At 56.4% G+C, this 16,147-nt stretch carries 15 protein-coding genes; 8 read left to right on the top strand and 7 right to left on the bottom strand.

All coding sequences use genetic code 11. From position 1 onward, the window contains the following. Window positions 1-224: 224 nt before the first annotated feature. The 4 genes from AAC060_RS07785 to AAC060_RS07770 form a co-directional block, all read right to left on the bottom strand. Entirely contained in the window at window positions 225-1,106 is an 882-nt protein-coding gene (locus tag AAC060_RS07785) for an SH3 domain-containing protein (RefSeq protein WP_339824593.1), read from the bottom strand. 197 nt (window positions 1,107-1,303) lie between these two features. Next, window positions 1,304-2,392: a helix-turn-helix transcriptional regulator gene (locus AAC060_RS07780; RefSeq protein WP_339824592.1), complete on the bottom strand. Its 1,089-nt coding sequence runs from the start codon at window positions 2,390-2,392 to the stop codon at window positions 1,304-1,306. A gap of 88 nt (window positions 2,393-2,480) precedes the next feature. Next, window positions 2,481-3,758 carry an acyl-CoA dehydrogenase family protein gene (locus AAC060_RS07775; RefSeq protein ID WP_339824591.1) on the bottom strand — a complete coding sequence of 426 codons (1,278 nt, stop codon included), beginning with the start codon at window positions 3,756-3,758 and terminating at the stop codon, window positions 2,481-2,483. Continuing rightward, window positions 3,755-5,158, bottom strand: coding sequence for a phosphotransferase family protein (locus AAC060_RS07770; protein ID WP_339824589.1), 1,404 nt, complete (start codon window positions 5,156-5,158; stop codon window positions 3,755-3,757). Before AAC060_RS07770 ends, AAC060_RS07775 begins: the two co-directional genes overlap by 4 nt. Before the next feature lie 133 nt (window positions 5,159-5,291). On the opposite strand from AAC060_RS07770, the gene fabD reads away from it, so the two are divergent. From fabD to AAC060_RS07735, 7 genes are all read left to right on the top strand, one after another. Continuing rightward, on the top strand, window positions 5,292-6,227 hold the full coding sequence (fabD, locus tag AAC060_RS07765) for an ACP S-malonyltransferase (protein ID WP_339824584.1): 936 nt from the start codon (window positions 5,292-5,294) through the stop codon (window positions 6,225-6,227). Between the two features lie 49 nt (window positions 6,228-6,276). Beyond that, window positions 6,277-7,020 carry a 3-oxoacyl-[acyl-carrier-protein] reductase gene (fabG, locus tag AAC060_RS07760; protein ID WP_339824581.1) on the top strand — a complete coding sequence of 248 codons (744 nt, stop codon included), beginning with the start codon at window positions 6,277-6,279 and terminating at the stop codon, window positions 7,018-7,020. 12 nt (window positions 7,021-7,032) lie between these two features. Then, entirely contained in the window at window positions 7,033-7,569 is a 537-nt protein-coding gene (locus AAC060_RS07755) for a hypothetical protein (protein WP_339824578.1), read from the top strand. Between the two features lie 97 nt (window positions 7,570-7,666). After that, window positions 7,667-7,903: an acyl carrier protein gene (locus tag AAC060_RS07750; protein ID WP_089132491.1), complete on the top strand. Its 237-nt coding sequence runs from the start codon at window positions 7,667-7,669 to the stop codon at window positions 7,901-7,903. 152 nt (window positions 7,904-8,055) lie between these two features. Continuing rightward, window positions 8,056-9,312 carry a beta-ketoacyl-ACP synthase II gene (gene fabF / locus AAC060_RS07745; protein ID WP_339824575.1) on the top strand — a complete coding sequence of 419 codons (1,257 nt, stop codon included), beginning with the start codon at window positions 8,056-8,058 and terminating at the stop codon, window positions 9,310-9,312. A gap of 4 nt (window positions 9,313-9,316) precedes the next feature. Beyond that, window positions 9,317-10,288, top strand: a complete 972-nt coding sequence (gene mltG, locus AAC060_RS07740; protein WP_339824572.1) for an endolytic transglycosylase MltG — start codon at window positions 9,317-9,319, stop codon at window positions 10,286-10,288. A gap of 90 nt (window positions 10,289-10,378) precedes the next feature. Further along, window positions 10,379-11,446 (top strand): TIGR00341 family protein, encoded by a 1,068-nt coding sequence (locus tag AAC060_RS07735; protein WP_339824569.1) that lies wholly within the window; start codon window positions 10,379-10,381, stop codon window positions 11,444-11,446. Window positions 11,447-11,483: 37 nt separating this feature from the next. Here AAC060_RS07735 and AAC060_RS07730 read toward each other — a convergent pair whose 3' ends face one another. The 3 genes from AAC060_RS07730 to leuA all read right to left on the bottom strand — a co-directional run bounded on the left by AAC060_RS07730 (window position 11,484) and on the right by leuA (window position 15,277). Continuing rightward, window positions 11,484-12,509, bottom strand: a complete 1,026-nt coding sequence (locus AAC060_RS07730; protein WP_339824567.1) for a nitronate monooxygenase — start codon at window positions 12,507-12,509, stop codon at window positions 11,484-11,486. Between the two features lie 59 nt (window positions 12,510-12,568). Further along, window positions 12,569-13,540, bottom strand: coding sequence for a nitronate monooxygenase family protein (locus AAC060_RS07725; RefSeq protein WP_339824564.1), 972 nt, complete (start codon window positions 13,538-13,540; stop codon window positions 12,569-12,571). A 78-nt stretch (window positions 13,541-13,618) separates the two neighbouring features. Continuing rightward, window positions 13,619-15,277 (bottom strand): 2-isopropylmalate synthase, encoded by a 1,659-nt coding sequence (gene leuA / locus AAC060_RS07720; RefSeq protein ID WP_339824562.1) that lies wholly within the window; start codon window positions 15,275-15,277, stop codon window positions 13,619-13,621. 450 nt (window positions 15,278-15,727) lie between these two features. Between leuA and AAC060_RS07715 the strand changes: the two genes are divergently transcribed. Next, window positions 15,728-16,126, top strand: a complete 399-nt coding sequence (locus AAC060_RS07715) for a BLUF domain-containing protein (RefSeq protein ID WP_339824560.1) — start codon at window positions 15,728-15,730, stop codon at window positions 16,124-16,126. Window positions 16,127-16,147: the final 21 nt, after the last annotated feature.

The following is a 16,147-nucleotide window of genomic DNA, read 5'->3' as shown; positions in this document are numbered from 1 at the left end:
CCCAGATGAGTCGGACAGGCCGGTTCACGCGGAAGCGGCGCCTATGGCGGAATTGATTGGGGATTGCAAGGGGTGTCACTGGCACGAAATCATCCGGTCGTCATAGCGGGAAATGCCGCCTTTTACCAGAATCGACGATAGGGTTGATTATATAGATTAAAAAGGGCGCTCTCCGTTCGGAAAGCGCCCTTCCAGACGATGCTAGTCTTGCGATCGGGTCGCTATTATCGCAAGTCTTCCACCGAAACCCATCCTTTCGTACCGTAATTGTCGCTGACCTCGACAAACAGGCCGGCTTTGCTGCCGGTCGGTGTCAATTCGGTATCGGCGCGTAATGCGCGGACCTTGTCGGCGCTTTTGTTCGCGCTGGCGTACAGGTTCGTATCGATCGCAACGGTATATATAGCGCTTGGCTCGGCCACAGGAGCCGCCGTCTGGACGGCCGATAGCGCGCCGGCCTGGGACACGACGCTATTATAGGCGATGATGAACGCCTCGGTCAGCATTTTGCCATCTTTGGAGTCCGCATAGCCCGCCGTGTTGGCGCCAGCCACCCAAGGGGTGCCGCTGGCAAACGACAGGGTCGATTTTTTGACCTCGCCGGTTCCGGCAACCAGCGTCTGGCCGTTGGCGGGGCTGACAACGCGAATGCCTGCGGCAACGACTTTTTTCTTGCCGCCCAATCCGCCAAACATGCCCATAAGCGCGCCTGCTCCCGGTACACTGCCCAGCATCTGTCCAGCTGCGCCGGAGCGGACGAAGGCATCTGTCGCAAGGCCTTTTGCCGCCTGAACGCCCTGATCGACCTCTTCCTTGTCACCGGCGATGACATTGACGAGGAAGTCTGCAGGCGTCGCGCTTGCTGCGCTATGGACCTCGAAACAGCCGGATTGCTGCGCAATGGCTGTCACCAGTTCGCGCGGGCTGCCCAGTTCGAATTTGCTCCAGCCCTGTGTATCGCCCTCGACCACCGCAATCGTGCCATAGCTTGCATCGCAATGTGTCAGCTCAACCGCTGCTTGCTTTGCCGCCTGCGCCGACGCGCCGAAAGCGATCATGGCGGCAAAGGCGATGGCTGATGTCGAGATAAATTGTGACTTGGTCATGATATTCTAGCTCCCTGTGCAGATAAACCGCTTTTCAAGCGGAAATACTTGGCTCCCCCGTCGAGGAGCCGTGAGATTGTTTATGCGTGGGGATAAAAGACGGTTCATCATTCAAATGAATGATAGCCGGGAATATTCATGGTCTTTAGAAAGCCGCAGCCGCGTTGGTCGCGTCGGTTCACGCTTGCGCGGGTCGCCTAGCTGTCCGGTTTCTCGTCGCTTTGACCGAGTGCGATATTGGCAAGCAGTCCGACCAGTTCGGCCTGACGGCCACAGCCGGTCTTTTCGAGGATGCTGCTCAGTTGCGATCGTACGGTCGTGATCGACACGCCGCCGTCTTCCGCAATTTCCGCCAATGTCCGGCCCTTAACCAGACCTTTGGCGATGCGGGTTTCAGCCACGGTCATATCGAACAAGCTTCGCATCAGATCGGTCGACGGCGCCCGCGTCTGGTCAAGCGGTGTGAAGAATAGGAGCGCGTAGCTATTGGCAAAAATATCGTGGGCCGCCAGCGTAATGGGCATGACATGGCCGACGAAAACCGCATTGCCATCCTGATTGCGGATAGGGAAGGAAAGGCTGTCGGTCGAGGCAACGACGTTCAATGTTTTCAAGGCGCTGGCTAAAAAGGCGTCCGAATGCCGATCCGAAAAAGCCACGCGGCGACCCGGTTCGTTGAATTTCACATAGTCGGCAACGGATTGGGCCCGGTCATTGGCTTCGACAAATTTGCCCTCGGCGTCGAGAACCAGAGCGGGCAGGCCGAATTTTGAAAGGGTTTCGCTAGCGCCTTGCGCACGTTGCAGGCCGAGTCTGGTCGATACAAAGGCGCTGCGCAACAGATGCGGACGCAGTTCGTTCAGCCGGTCGACGTGATTGCGCTCGATCGGTCCCTGGTCGAGCTGACGTTCAATGCTGAAGACAATATTGTCTCCGGTCGGCATTTGCAGAAGCGTTCCCGCCGACCAGCCGAGACCGCGCGGGTGAAAGAAATCCCGGTAAAAGGGATTATTGGCCAGTTCTTCCTCGTTCCAGAAATCCTGCTCGACAAAAAATGTCGGTTGGGATTTGCCTATCATGCAAGTCCGCCGGGGACATTTTTCGAACCAGCCGTCTTTGACATAGGTGTCAAACGCATCGAACACACTTTCCGAAGCCGTCCAGTTTACCGCTTTGCGGGCGGAAAACAGCATGCCGCCGATCGAATCGGTTATCTGCGCCAGTTCATCCAGAACATCAGGCCAGAGCTCCGGCACCACGGAACATTCATAAATACGATCAATCAACTGTTCCTGCATCGTCCGAACTACCTGTTTTTTCGATATTCTTCGCTTGAATATTGAACGATCAGCGTAGCGATGCAACCCAGAATTGCTATTTCTTCCTGTTCAGGAAGCCGAACATGTCACCACCGATCTTGCGCATCTGGATTTCTTCCGCGCCTTCGGTGATCCGGTAGCGGCGGTGATGCCGGTAGATATGCTCGAACGGTTTGTGGCGGGAATAGCCCATGCCGCCGTGGACCTGCATCGCGCGGTCGGCGGCGTCGCAGCACAGGCGGTTTGCGCGATAGTTGCACATGCTGACCTGGGCCGAGAGATATTTGGCGACGTCGGTCTTTGGCATGGTGTCCATCTTCGCCGCTGTCGCGTAGATCAACTGGCGCAGCATCGCTGCCTCGGTATGCAATTCGACCAGCGGGAACTGGATGCCCTGATTGACCGACAAAGGCTTGCCGAACGGTTTGCGTTCTCCGGCATATTTTACCGATTCATCGATGCAATATTGGGCGGCACCCAGCGAAGAGGCTGCCTGGCGAATCCTGTTCTCGTGGACAAAATGCTGGGCGCAGGCGAGACCCATATCGAGATCGCCGAGCACCGCGTCGGCGGGAATCCAGACATTGGTGTAGGAGCATTTCGGATGATCGGTGGGCATGTTGAATGTCCACATATATTCGCCGACCTTGAAGCCCTCGGCATCAACGGGCACGATGAAGCAGCCGATACCTCTGGCGTCACCGTCTTTGCCGCTGTGCCGGGCGAAGGTCATCACGTGGGACGCCTTGTGCAGGCCGGTGGTCCACATCTTGTTGCCGTTGATCAGCCAGCCGTCGACTCCGTCGCGGGTTTCCCGGACAGCGGTCGTGTCCATCCATGTCGCGTCCGAGCCGTGATCTTCTTCGGTCAGACCAAAGCACCAGCCCATTTTGCCGGCCAGCATTTCCGGGATATAATCGCGTTTTTGCTGCTCGGTACCAAAGTCGCGGAGCATCAGCGGCTGTACGAGATTGCCGACGATACTATTCTCGTTCTGCAAGTCATTGTGCAGGCCGAGTCCTTTATGCGCCAGATGCTCCCGGATCCGTGCCATGCCAAGATTAGTGCCGTTCTGGCCGCCAAATTCCTCCGGCAAGGCATAGCGATAATGGCCCGCCGCATCGGCGATCTTACGCATCTCGACCAGCAATGCTTCCCAGTCCTCGGTCGGCAGGCCCTGATTTTCCCAATTGGTCCGCGCATCTTCGCGCCGGTGGTCGAAGAAGCGAATATTGTCATCGCGCTGTTCAAGCGGCTTGATTTCGGCCTCGATGAAAGCATCCAGCACGCCGAGATAGTCTTCAATTTCCTGCGGGATTTCGAAAGCGGTCATGATGGTCTCCATTTGTTAAGCGCGACCTTCAGGCCGGCATATTTGGGTTGGTCGATAGACAGTCGTTCAAGGGCGGACAGGCGCAGATGGTCCCAGACCCCCGAACCGGTAATTTCGATTTCACCTTCTGAAAGTCCGCTGCAAAGCTGTCGATGATCATAACCGATAGCGGCGAGTCTCGCGTTAGCGGCGTCCCTGAAGCCGGGACCCCATTCCGTCTGCCGCTGCGCGATGCCGAGGGCATTGCCGGCGACGCGGGACTGGAATTTGTCATGCCCCTGCAGTCCGGGCTGGACCTGCTCCATGTTCCATTCGCCCAGAGCCGTCAGAAGCTCGTCATAGCCGGTTTCACCAGAAGCCGGTTCCGGATCGGGCGTTGACCAGTCGAGCGGGGTGCAAATATTGTCCGGTAAAATTTCTTCGAACAACAAGGCAAGATCGATCTCTACCTCGGACACGCGCCGGCCGATCACCGTGCGCTCAAGCGAGCGGTCGCCATGACTGCGCCAGATTTGGCCCATCACCATGCAGGCGATGCCCCACCAGAGCGTGGAATAGATCAGCCAGAAACGGAAACGGTCCGGGTCCACTTCTGCGCCGCTGGCGGCGGCATAGGCGCGCAAGAAGGATGTCGCGCTGTCGAATCCGCCCGCGGCCTTCTCATAATGTCCGAATCGCCAGCTTGGTGTGCAAAGATAGGCAAGGTCCTGCACCGGATCGCCGATCCGGGCCAGTTCCCAGTCGAGCACCGCAGAAAGACCCTCTTGGGCGATCATCAAATTGCCCATCCGGAAATCACCGTGCACCAGATATTTGTCGGATGCGTCCGGCGCATTTTGTTCCAGCCAGTGGAAAACATATTCGTAGATCGGTATCTGGCCCCCAATCTCGTCATATTTATCCTTCTGGACGCGGATCAGTTCGGCGGGCGAGAAATATTCCAGTGAGGCGGGCAGGGAAGCCAGCGGAACCTTGTGTATGGCTGCCAGTTCTCTGGCGCATTGTTCTGTCAGACTTGCTTCGGCTTCGGCAAACTCGGGATTACCCAATATTTTGTGCGGCAGGGTTTCTCCTTCCGCCTTGGCCATGATGAAGCCTTCTCCCAGTCCGTGCTCCGGTTTTAGCCTGCCGCGAACCTGCGGGGCCGTCACGCCGGCAGAACAGGCCAGTTCGATGATATCGGCCTGGGCGGAAAGCGGTACGCCGCGTAATCCGTCGTCATCAGCGGAAAGGCCGGTGGGCAGGCGACGCAGGACGAATTCTTCGCCACCATATGCAAATGCCCAGCTTTCCATGCTCGCACCGCCGGAAAGTCGCCGCAATTCGCTGAATTCACCCTCTGCACCAAATGTGGCTTTGCAATAAGCTTCCAGCTTTTCTTCAAATAGTTCATCGGTCATAGAGACGGCTTAATCAGGCGATTAAAATTGCGCAAATGGTTTCGTCCGATGCGCTTCAGACATGCGCGGTGCTTGCATGACCAGCCAATCATGCTTAATTCCTCCAAATATATTTGAGAACCAAGGGGTCGATATGCGTGCATTTATTTTTCCGGGTCAGGGTAGCCAGGCCGTAGGAATGGGCAAAGCGCTTGCCGAGGCGAGTAGTACCGCCCGGGAAGTGTTCGAGGAAGTCGATCATGCGCTGGAACAAAGTCTGTTCAAGCTGATGTGTGACGGGCCTTTGGACGAGCTGACGTTGACGGAAAATGCGCAGCCGGCGATTATGGCCAATGCCATCGCAACGTTGCGGGTCATGGAGAAAGACGGCGGCAAATCGCTCGGCGATCTATGCTCTTATGTCGCCGGTCACAGTCTTGGCGAATATACCGCGCTTTGCGCTGCCGGATCTCTTGACCTGACGACGACAGCGGGTCTGCTGAAATTGCGCGGCCAGTCGATGCAGAAGGCTGTGCCGGTAGGTGAGGGCGGCATGGCGGCCTTGCTCGGCGCCGATATCAAAAAGGCGTCAGCATTGGCAAACGCATCTTCACAAGGTGAAATTTGCACGGTTGCCAACGACAATGACCCGACCCAGGTTGTGATTTCGGGACAGATTGGCGCGATCGAGCGGGCGATTGCGGCGGCAAAGGACCATGGCATCAAGCGCGGCATATTGCTGCCGGTGTCGGCACCTTTCCACTGTTCGCTGATGCAGCCTGCGGCCGAAGCGATGGAAGAGGCGCTCGCAGAAGCGAGCATATTCTCGCCGATAGTTCCGGTTTTTGCCAATGTCACTGCAGCCGCGGTTTCCGACGTCGACGAAATCCGTGATCTGCTGGTCCAGCAAGTAACCGGGACCGTGCGCTGGCGCGAATCGGTTGGCAATATGGCAGAAGCCGGCGTCGAGCAATTTGTCGAATTTGGCGGCAAGGTCCTGACCGGGATGGTCGGACGCATTACTCCCGACGCGCAAACCGTCAGCCTTATATCAATGGATGATATCGAGGCGTTTCTGAAAAGTCTGTAACAGCAATATCGTCCGGTCTCGAACGGCCGGAATTTTGAAGGAATTGGGAATGTTTGATTTAAGCGGAATGACCGCGCTGGTGACCGGAGCATCGGGAGGGATCGGTTCTGCGATCGCCAAATCCTTGGCTGAACAAGGCGCGACAGTCGCGCTTTCCGGAACGCGCATGCACGTGCTGATGGAGATGATCCCGCAAATGGCCGGTGAAGGCCATATCGTCATGCCTTGCGATCTTTCGAAAGCGGAAGAAGTCGATGCGTTGGTACCGGACACGGTGGCAAAGCTCGGCAAGCTCGACATATTGGTCAACAATGCGGGAATCACCCGCGACGGACTCGTGATGCGCATGTCGGACGAAGATTTTTCCGACGTGATCCGCGTCAATCTGGAGTCGGCCTTTCGCCTGATCCGCGCCGCTGCTCGCCCGATGATGAAGGCGCGCCATGGCCGGATTATCTCGATCAGCTCGGTCGTCGGCGCGACTGGCAATCCAGGACAGGCCAATTATGTTGCGTCCAAAGCCGGTCTCGTCGGCATGTCCAAGGCCTTGGCCCAGGAACTGGCCTCCCGCAATATCACGGTCAACTGTGTCGCGCCGGGATTCATTGAATCACCAATGACCGATGCGCTGACCGATGCCCAGAAAGACGAGATCAACCGCAAGATTCCCGCAGGAAAAATGGGTAAAGGCGACGATATCAGCGCTGCGGTGGTCTATTTGGCCAGTCAGGAAGCCTCTTATGTCACCGGTCAGACCATCCATGTGAATGGCGGCATGGCTATGCTCGGCTAGGGCCAGATCGGGATGTTATCCGCCATTCTGCTTTTGGTGACGGCTGCAAACCCGCAAGCCGCGATGCCGACTCAGGGTCTGCTGACGATTGAAGGATTGGACTGCATAAGCAGCCAAATCCCGGCTGATCGGGCGCGGGGCCATTATGCAATGGTTCGTGCGGGCAAAGAGACAGACGCCTTTGAAAGCGAGCGGATTCTCGCTGAGGCCTGTCAGGCCGAGCACGGGTGGTCCGACATTCAAGCGCGGAACGCTTTCCGGCTTTCGGTGATGGACGGAGGCGCGCTCGAAGAAGGGTTGATCGACAGAATTCAGAATCTCGGTGATTTCAAGCCGTTTCTGGATCAATATTATGTGGATAATGTCAGTGAGACCGGACGGCGAATGCTGGAAGAGGTCTTTCAGTCCGGAAAGATGGATAAGGATCTGACCGCCGCAGGCTATCCAGAACATTTGGAAATGCGCGAATGGGTCTATAATTATTTTGAGTGGCGGGGCGCGCTTCGGATCATCGAGGATGATTTTCGGAACGGGGAATTGCGCCAATAAATTCACTCGTGTCACAAAGCTGCTGTTGCCCTCTTGCAAGCGGCGCAGCATGCCAGTAGGACAAACGCGAAATTAATAAAACTAAGAAGGAACTCTCATGAGTGAGACTGCAGACCGGGTTAAAAAGATTGTTGTTGAGCATCTGGGTGTTGAAGCTGACAAAGTAACCGAAGAAGCGGCGTTCATCGATGATCTGGGCGCTGACAGCCTCGACATTGTTGAACTGGTCATGGCTTTTGAAGAAGAATTCAGCGTCGAAATTCCAGACGATGCGGCTGAAAAAATCGGTACCGTCAAAGACGCCATCGATTTTATCGACAAAAACAAAGGCTAATTGATTTTGAGGCGCTGCCACGAAAACTGGCGCGCCTCGGGGCCAATGATCGCTGAAAAACAGCAAAGCGGCTCACCGGCCCGGGAGGAATATCCTGAACCGGTGGCCGTTTTTGATTTAGGGCAGGGAAAGCCCGCAAGGAGAGGCATGATATGCGCCGTGTAGTTGTAACGGGAATGGGCCTGGTAACGCCGCTGGGCGGAGATGTTGAAACGACCTGGGCCAATATATTGGCTTCCAAGTCAGGCGCGGGAAAAATCACCCGCTTCGATGCATCGGACCAGAAATGTCATATCGCCTGCGAAGTAAAACCCGCGGACCATGAATATGGCTTCGATCCCAACCTGCGCGTCGACCACAAGGTTCAGCGTCAGGTTGACCCGTTCATCATCTACGGTATCGATGCCGCCGGCCAGGCGCTCGAAGATGCCGGCCTTACCGATATGCCCGAAGAAGAACGGCTGCGCGCCGGTTGTTCGATCGGCTCCGGAATCGGCGGATTGCCGGGAATTGAAAAAGAATCGATCGTTTTATACGAACGCGGACCAAGCCGGGTCAGCCCGCATTTTGTCCACGGACGCCTTATCAATCTCATTTCTGGCCAGGTTTCGATCAAATATGGCCTGATGGGACCCAATCATGCGGTTGTGACCGCTTGCTCGACCGGCGCGCATAGCATTGGCGACGCGGCTCGCATGATTGCACTTGATGATGCCGACGTGATGTTGGCCGGTGGCGCGGAAGCGACCATCTGTCCGATTGGTATCGCCGGCTTTGCCCAGGCAAAGGCGCTATCCACCAAACGCAATGACGACCCGACGGCAGCATCGCGTCCGTATGACAAGGACCGCGACGGTTTCGTGATGGGCGAGGGCGCAGGTGTCGTCGTTCTGGAAGAATATGAACATGCCAAGGCCCGTGGCGCGAAAATCTATTGCGAAGTTGTCGGCTATGGCATGTCCGGCGACGCATATCATGTGACCGCACCGCATCCTGGTGGCACCGGAGCTTTCCGCTCGATGGAAATGGCGATTAAACGCTCGGGCCTGACCACGGCTGACATCGACTATGTCAACGCACATGGCACATCGACGATGGCCGACACGATCGAGCTGGCGGCGATCAAGCGCCTGTTCGGTGATGACCTCAAAACAATGTCGATGAGCTCGACCAAATCGGCGATTGGCCATCTTCTCGGCGGCGCCGGTGCGGTTGAAGGTATCTTCAGCATTCTTGCTCTGCGCGACCAGATTGTGCCACCCACGCTGAATCTGGACGATCCGGATGAAGGTTGTGAAGGCGTGGATCTGGTGCCGCATTTTGCCAAGAAGCGCAAAGTGAAGGCTGTGCTCAGCAACAGCTTCGGTTTTGGCGGAACCAATGCCAGCATCATCATGAAGGCCATCTAGTAAGATGCGTCGTCTCGGTTGCCTGATACTGGCGGCAGCGGCGATCATTGCAGTCCTGCTGGCGGGCAATTTTCTCTATGGCTGGAACAGTAGCGGTCCGCTGGAAGAGCAGCGCACGATTGTCATCCAGTCGGGTTCCAGTCTGGCCATGGCCGCAAAAGTCATGGAATCGGAAGGCGTCATCAAGTCCGCCGATACATTCCTGAACCGGGCAAAGATTCTTGGTGGATCGGAGCCGATCAAGGCCGGAGAATTCGAAATCCCGGCGGGCGCGAGCAACGCGCTGGTGCTGGATATTCTGCAAGGCGGCAAATCGGTGCAACGGCTGATCACGGTTCCCGAAGGAACGCCGTCGATCATAGTCTACGAAAAATTGATGGCCGAAAAATTGCTCAAGGGTGATATTCCGGTTCCCGCAGAAGGCTCTATCCTGCCCGACAGCTACAGCTTTGAACGGGGTGAGCAACGCTCTGCGGTATTGCAGCGGATGCAAGATGCGATGAAGGAAACGCTTGCCGAACTCTGGCCGAAGCGGACAAAAGCCAGCGTCGTAAAAACTCCGGAAGAAGCGGTCATCCTTGCCGCAATCGTGGAGAAAGAGACGGCGCTAGCCCGGGAACGGCGAACGGTAGCGGGTGTTTATGGCAACCGTGTCCTGAAAAATATGATGCTGCAGGCCGATCCGACGATTATTTATCCGATCACCAAGGGGAAACCGCTGGGCCGGCGCATCAGGCAATCGGAAATCGCCCAGGTTAATGACTATAATACTTATGCGATGGTGGGCTTGCCGAAAGGTCCCATTGCAAACCCGGGGCGCGCGTCGATCGAGGCGGTTCTGAATCCGGCGAAGACCAGCGCGCTCTATTTTGTCGCGGACGGCAAGGGCGGGCATATCTTTGCCGACACGCTGAAAGAGCATAATGCCAATGTCGAAAAATGGTTTGCGATACGGCGCGAACGCGGGGAAATGTAGGATTTCGGCGCTGAAACGATGGTGAATTGCGGATGGCCGGACTGACCTGGTCGGGCGTGAAATTCGTCTCGTAAGCGGAAGGAACCGGATATGTCTGCAAGGCTGGTTGAAATACTCGTACCCGACGCAGAAGTGCCGCGGACCAAAGAGATTATTGCCAGACATTGTAGCCGATTCTGGCAGGAACCCGTGCCCGACGGCCTCGAAAAATTTTCCTGCGTGGTGGCCAGCCGGTCGATCGAGTCGTTGATCGCCGAGCTTGACCGGAATTTCAAAAATATTGCAGGATTTTCGGTTCTTGTCCTCCAGGTCGAGGCGGTCTTGCCCGAAATTCCGGAACTGGAGGAAATAGCGCCGTCCCCGTCCGGCGAGAGCAAACCGCCGAGCAAGCTGGAAATATTCTTCACCCGCGACCGGATCAGCACCAACGAGCTTTATGACGATATCGAGGCCAGTCTCGAACTGCGCCCCAATTATCTGCTGACGGTGATCCTGTCGGCGCTGATCGCGGCTTTGGGGATGCGCAGTGGCCAGACCGCCGTGGTCATCGGCGCGATGATCATCGCGCCGCTCCTCGGTCCAACCATGGCGCTGGCAATGGCAGCCACTCTCGGGGATCGTTCGCTTGGCCGGCGAGCGTTGAGCACGCTTGTCGTCGGGATATTTTCGGCTCTGGCCTTCACCTTCCTGCTCGGCATGGTCATCGACGTCGATCCGCTGGTGCCGGAACTGCGGAACCGCACGATTGTTCACCCCGCCGATATCGCTTTGGCTCTGGCCTGCGGTGCCGCGGGGGTCTTGGCATTCAGTCAGGGAGCCTCGCTCTCGCTTGTCGGCGTCATGATAGCGGTGGCGCTGGTCCCGCCGATTGCCGCAGCCGGATTATTCTTTGGCAGCGGGCAGGAAATACTCGGTTTCAGGGCGCTGTTCTTGCTGGCAACCAACCTTGTCTGCATCAACGTGGCCGGGATTGTGACGTTTCTGGTGCAGGGACTGCCACCGAGAAACTGGCGAATCACCAGCGGCATATTCCTGATCTGGCTGCTGATATTGCTGCTCTTTGTCGGTCTGGTTGGCGGGCGTTTTGCCATCGGTGCGGACAATCCGATATTCAGCATTGCGGCATCGTTACCCGCTGCAGAAACCGGATCTCGATAGGCAACGCGCTGTCGACGTCAGGCCAGTATCCTCGTGGCTATTTTTCGGTGTTTCCACCGTTCAACAAGCGTGCTGCCTGCTGGTTGATATCGTCAAGCACCTCTTCCGCCGATGATATGTCGTTGATCAGGCCGACATCCTGACCAACGGTTATATGGGCTCTGTCGTAATCTTCCTGACGGACACCGCTGGTATAATCTTCGATTGCTGCCGCAGGGTCGGAGCGCAGTTCGTCGATCCGGCCTTCCCATTTCCTGTGCAATATATTTCTGATCGCCCGAAAGTCGAATTGCTCCGGCCAGTTTTTACCTCTCAAAATGTCGAAAATACTGGTTCTGGCGGTGTCATCTCCTCCGGCCTGAAGAGCCACATTCTTTGCGCTTGTTGCGGCCAGAGATTGCGTGGTTGCCCATAATCTTGATCCGATCAGCGCTCCGTCAGCACCTAGCATCATCGCTGCAGCGAGGCCGCGACCATCGGCAATCCCGCCGGCGGCGAGCAATATTGTCTGTGGAGAATGTTTCGCGAGCCAGTCAGCGATTTCGGGGACGAAGGTGAACGTGCTGCGGCCGTCGAGTTCGTTCACGCCGTGACCGCCCGCCTCGGTGCCTTGCGCGACAATCACATTTGCGCCGGCGTCCACCGCTTGCGGCAGTTGCGCCATTGTCTGGATTTGGCAAATGACGGGGATTTTATGATCGGATAATATATTGGCAAAGGGCGTCGGATCACCAAATGACAGCATGACGGCTGCCGGTTTATGCTGCTGGTCCAGCAACCAGTCAAAGGCGCTTCGATCTTCCGCGAGTTTCCACGAGATAAAGCCGCAACCCAGTCGCGAGAGATCCTGCGGGTTGCCGTCAAGCAGGCTGATCGCATCGCGATATTCGCGCCTTGTCCAGACAAGATCGCCATAGCCACCGCCGACCAGGCTGAGCGCTCCGGCACGCGCGCATGCGGCAGCCAGGTTACCTCCGGTCGCCAAGGCCATCGGGGCCAGGGCAATCGGGGTCGATAGATTGAAGCGTTCGACGAATCTGTTGGTGATCAATGGCTGTTGCATCAGGAATGATATCCTTTCAGACCGAAGCCATTGTCACCGCATTTGGTGCCAGACGGCGTTCAGTAGTTAAACCGCTCTTTCAGGCTTTCGCGGGCAGCGCGATATTCGGCGGTGAACTGGTCGACCATGTCTTGGACGCTCATCACGTCGTTGATCAGGCCAATGCCCTGGCCGCAGCCCCAGATGTCTTTCCACGCCTTTTTCTCGGTATTGCCACCGGATCCGAAGTCCATGGTCTTATAGTCGCCCTGAGGCAGGTTGTCGGGATCCAGACCCGCCTGCTCGATCGACTTGCGCAGATAATTGCCCTTCACGCCGGTGAACAGGTCGGAATAGACGATGTCGGATGCTTTGCCTTCGACAATGCCTTCCTTATAGCCCTGATCGGCATTGGCTTCCTTGGTCGCAATGAAAGCCGAACCGGCATAGCCAAGATCCGCGCCCATCGCTTGCGCTGCCAGTATCGATGCGCCGTTGCCGATAGAACCGGACAGAGCGACGGGGCCGTCAAACCACTCGCGGATTTCCTGCATCAAGGCGAACGGGGACAGCGTGCCGGCATGGCCGCCAGCGCCGGCCGCTACCGGAATAAGTCCGGTCGCGCCCTTTTCGATCGCTTTATGGGCGAAGCGGTTGTTGATGATGTCGTGCAGGGTGATGCCACCCCAGCCTTTTACGGCCGTGTTCAGATCTTCGATCGCTCCGAGCGAGGTGATGACGATCGGTACTTTCCATTTTGCGCAGGTCGCCATGTCCTGATCGAGCCGGTCGTTGGACTTGTGGACGATCTGGTTGACGGCGAAAGGAGCCGCAGGCTTGTCCGGATTATCCCGGTTCCACGCCGCCAGTTCTTCGGTAATCTGATGGAGCCATTCGTCGAGCATCGACTGCGGACGGGCATTGAGGGCAGGGAAGCTGCCGACGATACCGGCCTTGCACTGGGCGATGACCAGTTCCGGCCCCGACACGATGAACAAGGGTGAGCCGATGAGCGGCAGGCGAAGATTGTCAAAAATAGCTGGTAAAGTCATGAAAACCCCGATTTGAAAAATTATGCCACCGCATTACCCGATGCGGCGGCATATTCTACTGTTTTCTTAACCGACTGCTTAAATACGGTTCACCGCGCTGAGCAATGCCTCGACGGACGCGGTGGCAACATCGCTGTTGATACCGACCCCGTAGAATTCTTTGCCGTCCTCCGTTTTGCACTGAATATAGGCTGCTGCCTGCGCATCCTTGCCGGAACCCAGCGCATGTTCGCTATAGTCAACGATCTCGAGATTTACACCAAGAGCTGAGGAAACGGCGTCAACTACGCTGGAAATAAGACCATTTCCGCGACCGCTCACCGAAATTTCGCCATCGGGCCCTCTGACCTTGCCGACAAAAATGCGCTCGCCACCGGTTGCCCGCTCGTCATAGTCGATCAGGTTATATTTGCCGCTGCCGTCAATGTGATAGCGTTTCCGGAATGCGTCCCAGATATCATCCGACGACAATTCGCGGCTCGTCTGATCGGCCAGTTCCTGCACCGTCTGGCTGAAATTGGCCTGCAGCCGCTTGGGAAGTTTGAGTCCGTGGTCCTGTTCCAATATCCAGGCAATCCCGCCTTTACCGGACTGGCTGTTGACCCGGATAACGGCTTCATAGTCACGGCCAAGATCGCGGGGATCAATTGGCAGATAGGGCACGTTCCACAGTTCGTCATTCCGCTGTTCCTGGGCGGTAAAGCCTTTCTTGATTGCATCCTGATGCGATCCGGAGAAAGCGGTAAAGACCAGTTCGCCGGCATAAGGATGGCGCGCCGGAACCGGTAACTGATTGCAATATTCCACGGTCTTGACGATTTCATCCATATTGGAGAAATCCAATTCCGGATCAACGCCTTGGGTGTAGAGATTCAGACCCAATGTCACCAGATCAACGTTGCCGGTGCGCTCGCCATTACCGAACAGGCAGCCTTCGACCCGGTCCGCACCGGCCATCAGGCCCAGTTCGGATGCGGCAATGCCCGAGCCACGGTCATTATGGGTGTGCAGGCTGATCACGACATGATCGCGCTTGCTGATATTGTTGCACATCCACTCGACCTGATCGGCGTATATATTGGGGGTCGCCGCTTCGATCGTAGCGGGCAGGTTGAGGATCAGAGGCTTCTCAGCGGTTGGCTCGATGATTTCCATCACCGCTTCCACGACTTCCAGGCTGAAATCCAGTTCGGCTGTCGAGAAAGTCTCCGGCGAATATTCGAAATGCCAGTCGGTATCGGGATATTTCTCGGCTTGCTCACGCAATATGGTTGCGCCTTCGCGGGCGATATCCTTGACGCCCTGCTTGTCGAGCCGGAACACGACATCGCGCCAGGCTGGGGATACTGCATTGTAAAGATGGACAATAGCTGCCCGCGCACCCTCGAGGCTGGCAAAGCTGGTTTCAATCAGGTCACGGCGCGACTGCGTCAGTACCTGCACCATGACATCATCCGGAATCTTGCCGGATTTGACGAGACCGCTGATGAAATCGAAATCGGTGGCACCGGCGGACGGGAAGCCGACTTCAATCTCCTTGATCCCGATCTTGACCAGCAGATCGAAAAAGCGCTGTTTCTTCTGCGCATCCATCGGGTCGATCAGAGCCTGGTTGCCGTCGCGCAGGTCGGTGGACAGCCAGCGTGGTGCCTTGTCTATGGTGCGCGATGGCCATTGCCGGTTGGGCAGGTCTATCTGCGGAAAAGGGCGATATTTTTGTGACGGGTTCTTATGCATGACTTCACTCTTATGCTGCTGAAAGATGTGCGCAAGGCACAAAATCCGGGGTTTACTTATATTTTCTGGAAAATCGTCCCTTAGGCGGGACGCTGCGCCAATCCGGCAGCAGCATTGGTACGCCTAAGGGCGTATAAGTCGTAGTAGCAGAAGAGCTTTTGACCGTGTCATGCTGCTCTATCTATTCAGACTGGCAGATAAAGCAACCGTGCAGGACGATTTTTTTGAGCCGGCGCGACTTTCTGATTGGCTCGGGCACGCCTTGGGCGGGCTTCTGATGATGGTCGGATCGCATTCCCGCGGATCGCATTGTTCGACCGATAACAGCGCTGGACTGGATAAAAACGGCGCGGGCATAACGCCGCGGGAAACCATATTTCTCTATATGTTGTAATTCTTTACGGTAGATATACTATCGATACCAATTCGAGGCTACGGGAGGGCTGTGGAATGTATCGACTCGTTTATATGAGCACGCCCAAGCGTCCGCTATCCAGGGAAGATCTGGATGCGATGCTGGCAGCGGCGACTAGGAACAACAATCGCAATGGCATCACCGGTATATTGATTCAGGATCACAAGCGTTTTTTGCAGTATCTCGAAGGGAATGAAGACCGGGTTGAGGAGACATTTGCCCGAATATCCCTGGATAAACGGCATCATGCAATTTTCCGGTTGAAGAGCGGTGTGATCGTCCGGAGACAGTTTCCCGGATGGAGCATGGCGTCGAAAACTGTTGATCAAAGTGGCAGCCTGACCAATGTGGTCAGGGAACTGGTAAAAGCCTGCGATCGTGATGTGGCCGAGGAATTGTTGAACTTCGCTGCGGCTCGCGACCGGGCGACCTGAAATTCGGTCACCCGGTCTCGC

Source organism: uncultured Parasphingorhabdus sp., assembly GCF_963975555.1.
Taxonomy (GTDB): domain Bacteria; phylum Pseudomonadota; class Alphaproteobacteria; order Sphingomonadales; family Sphingomonadaceae; genus Parasphingorhabdus.
Note: the sequence above shows the minus strand (reverse complement) of the source record. Positions and strands in the feature narration are given on the sequence as shown.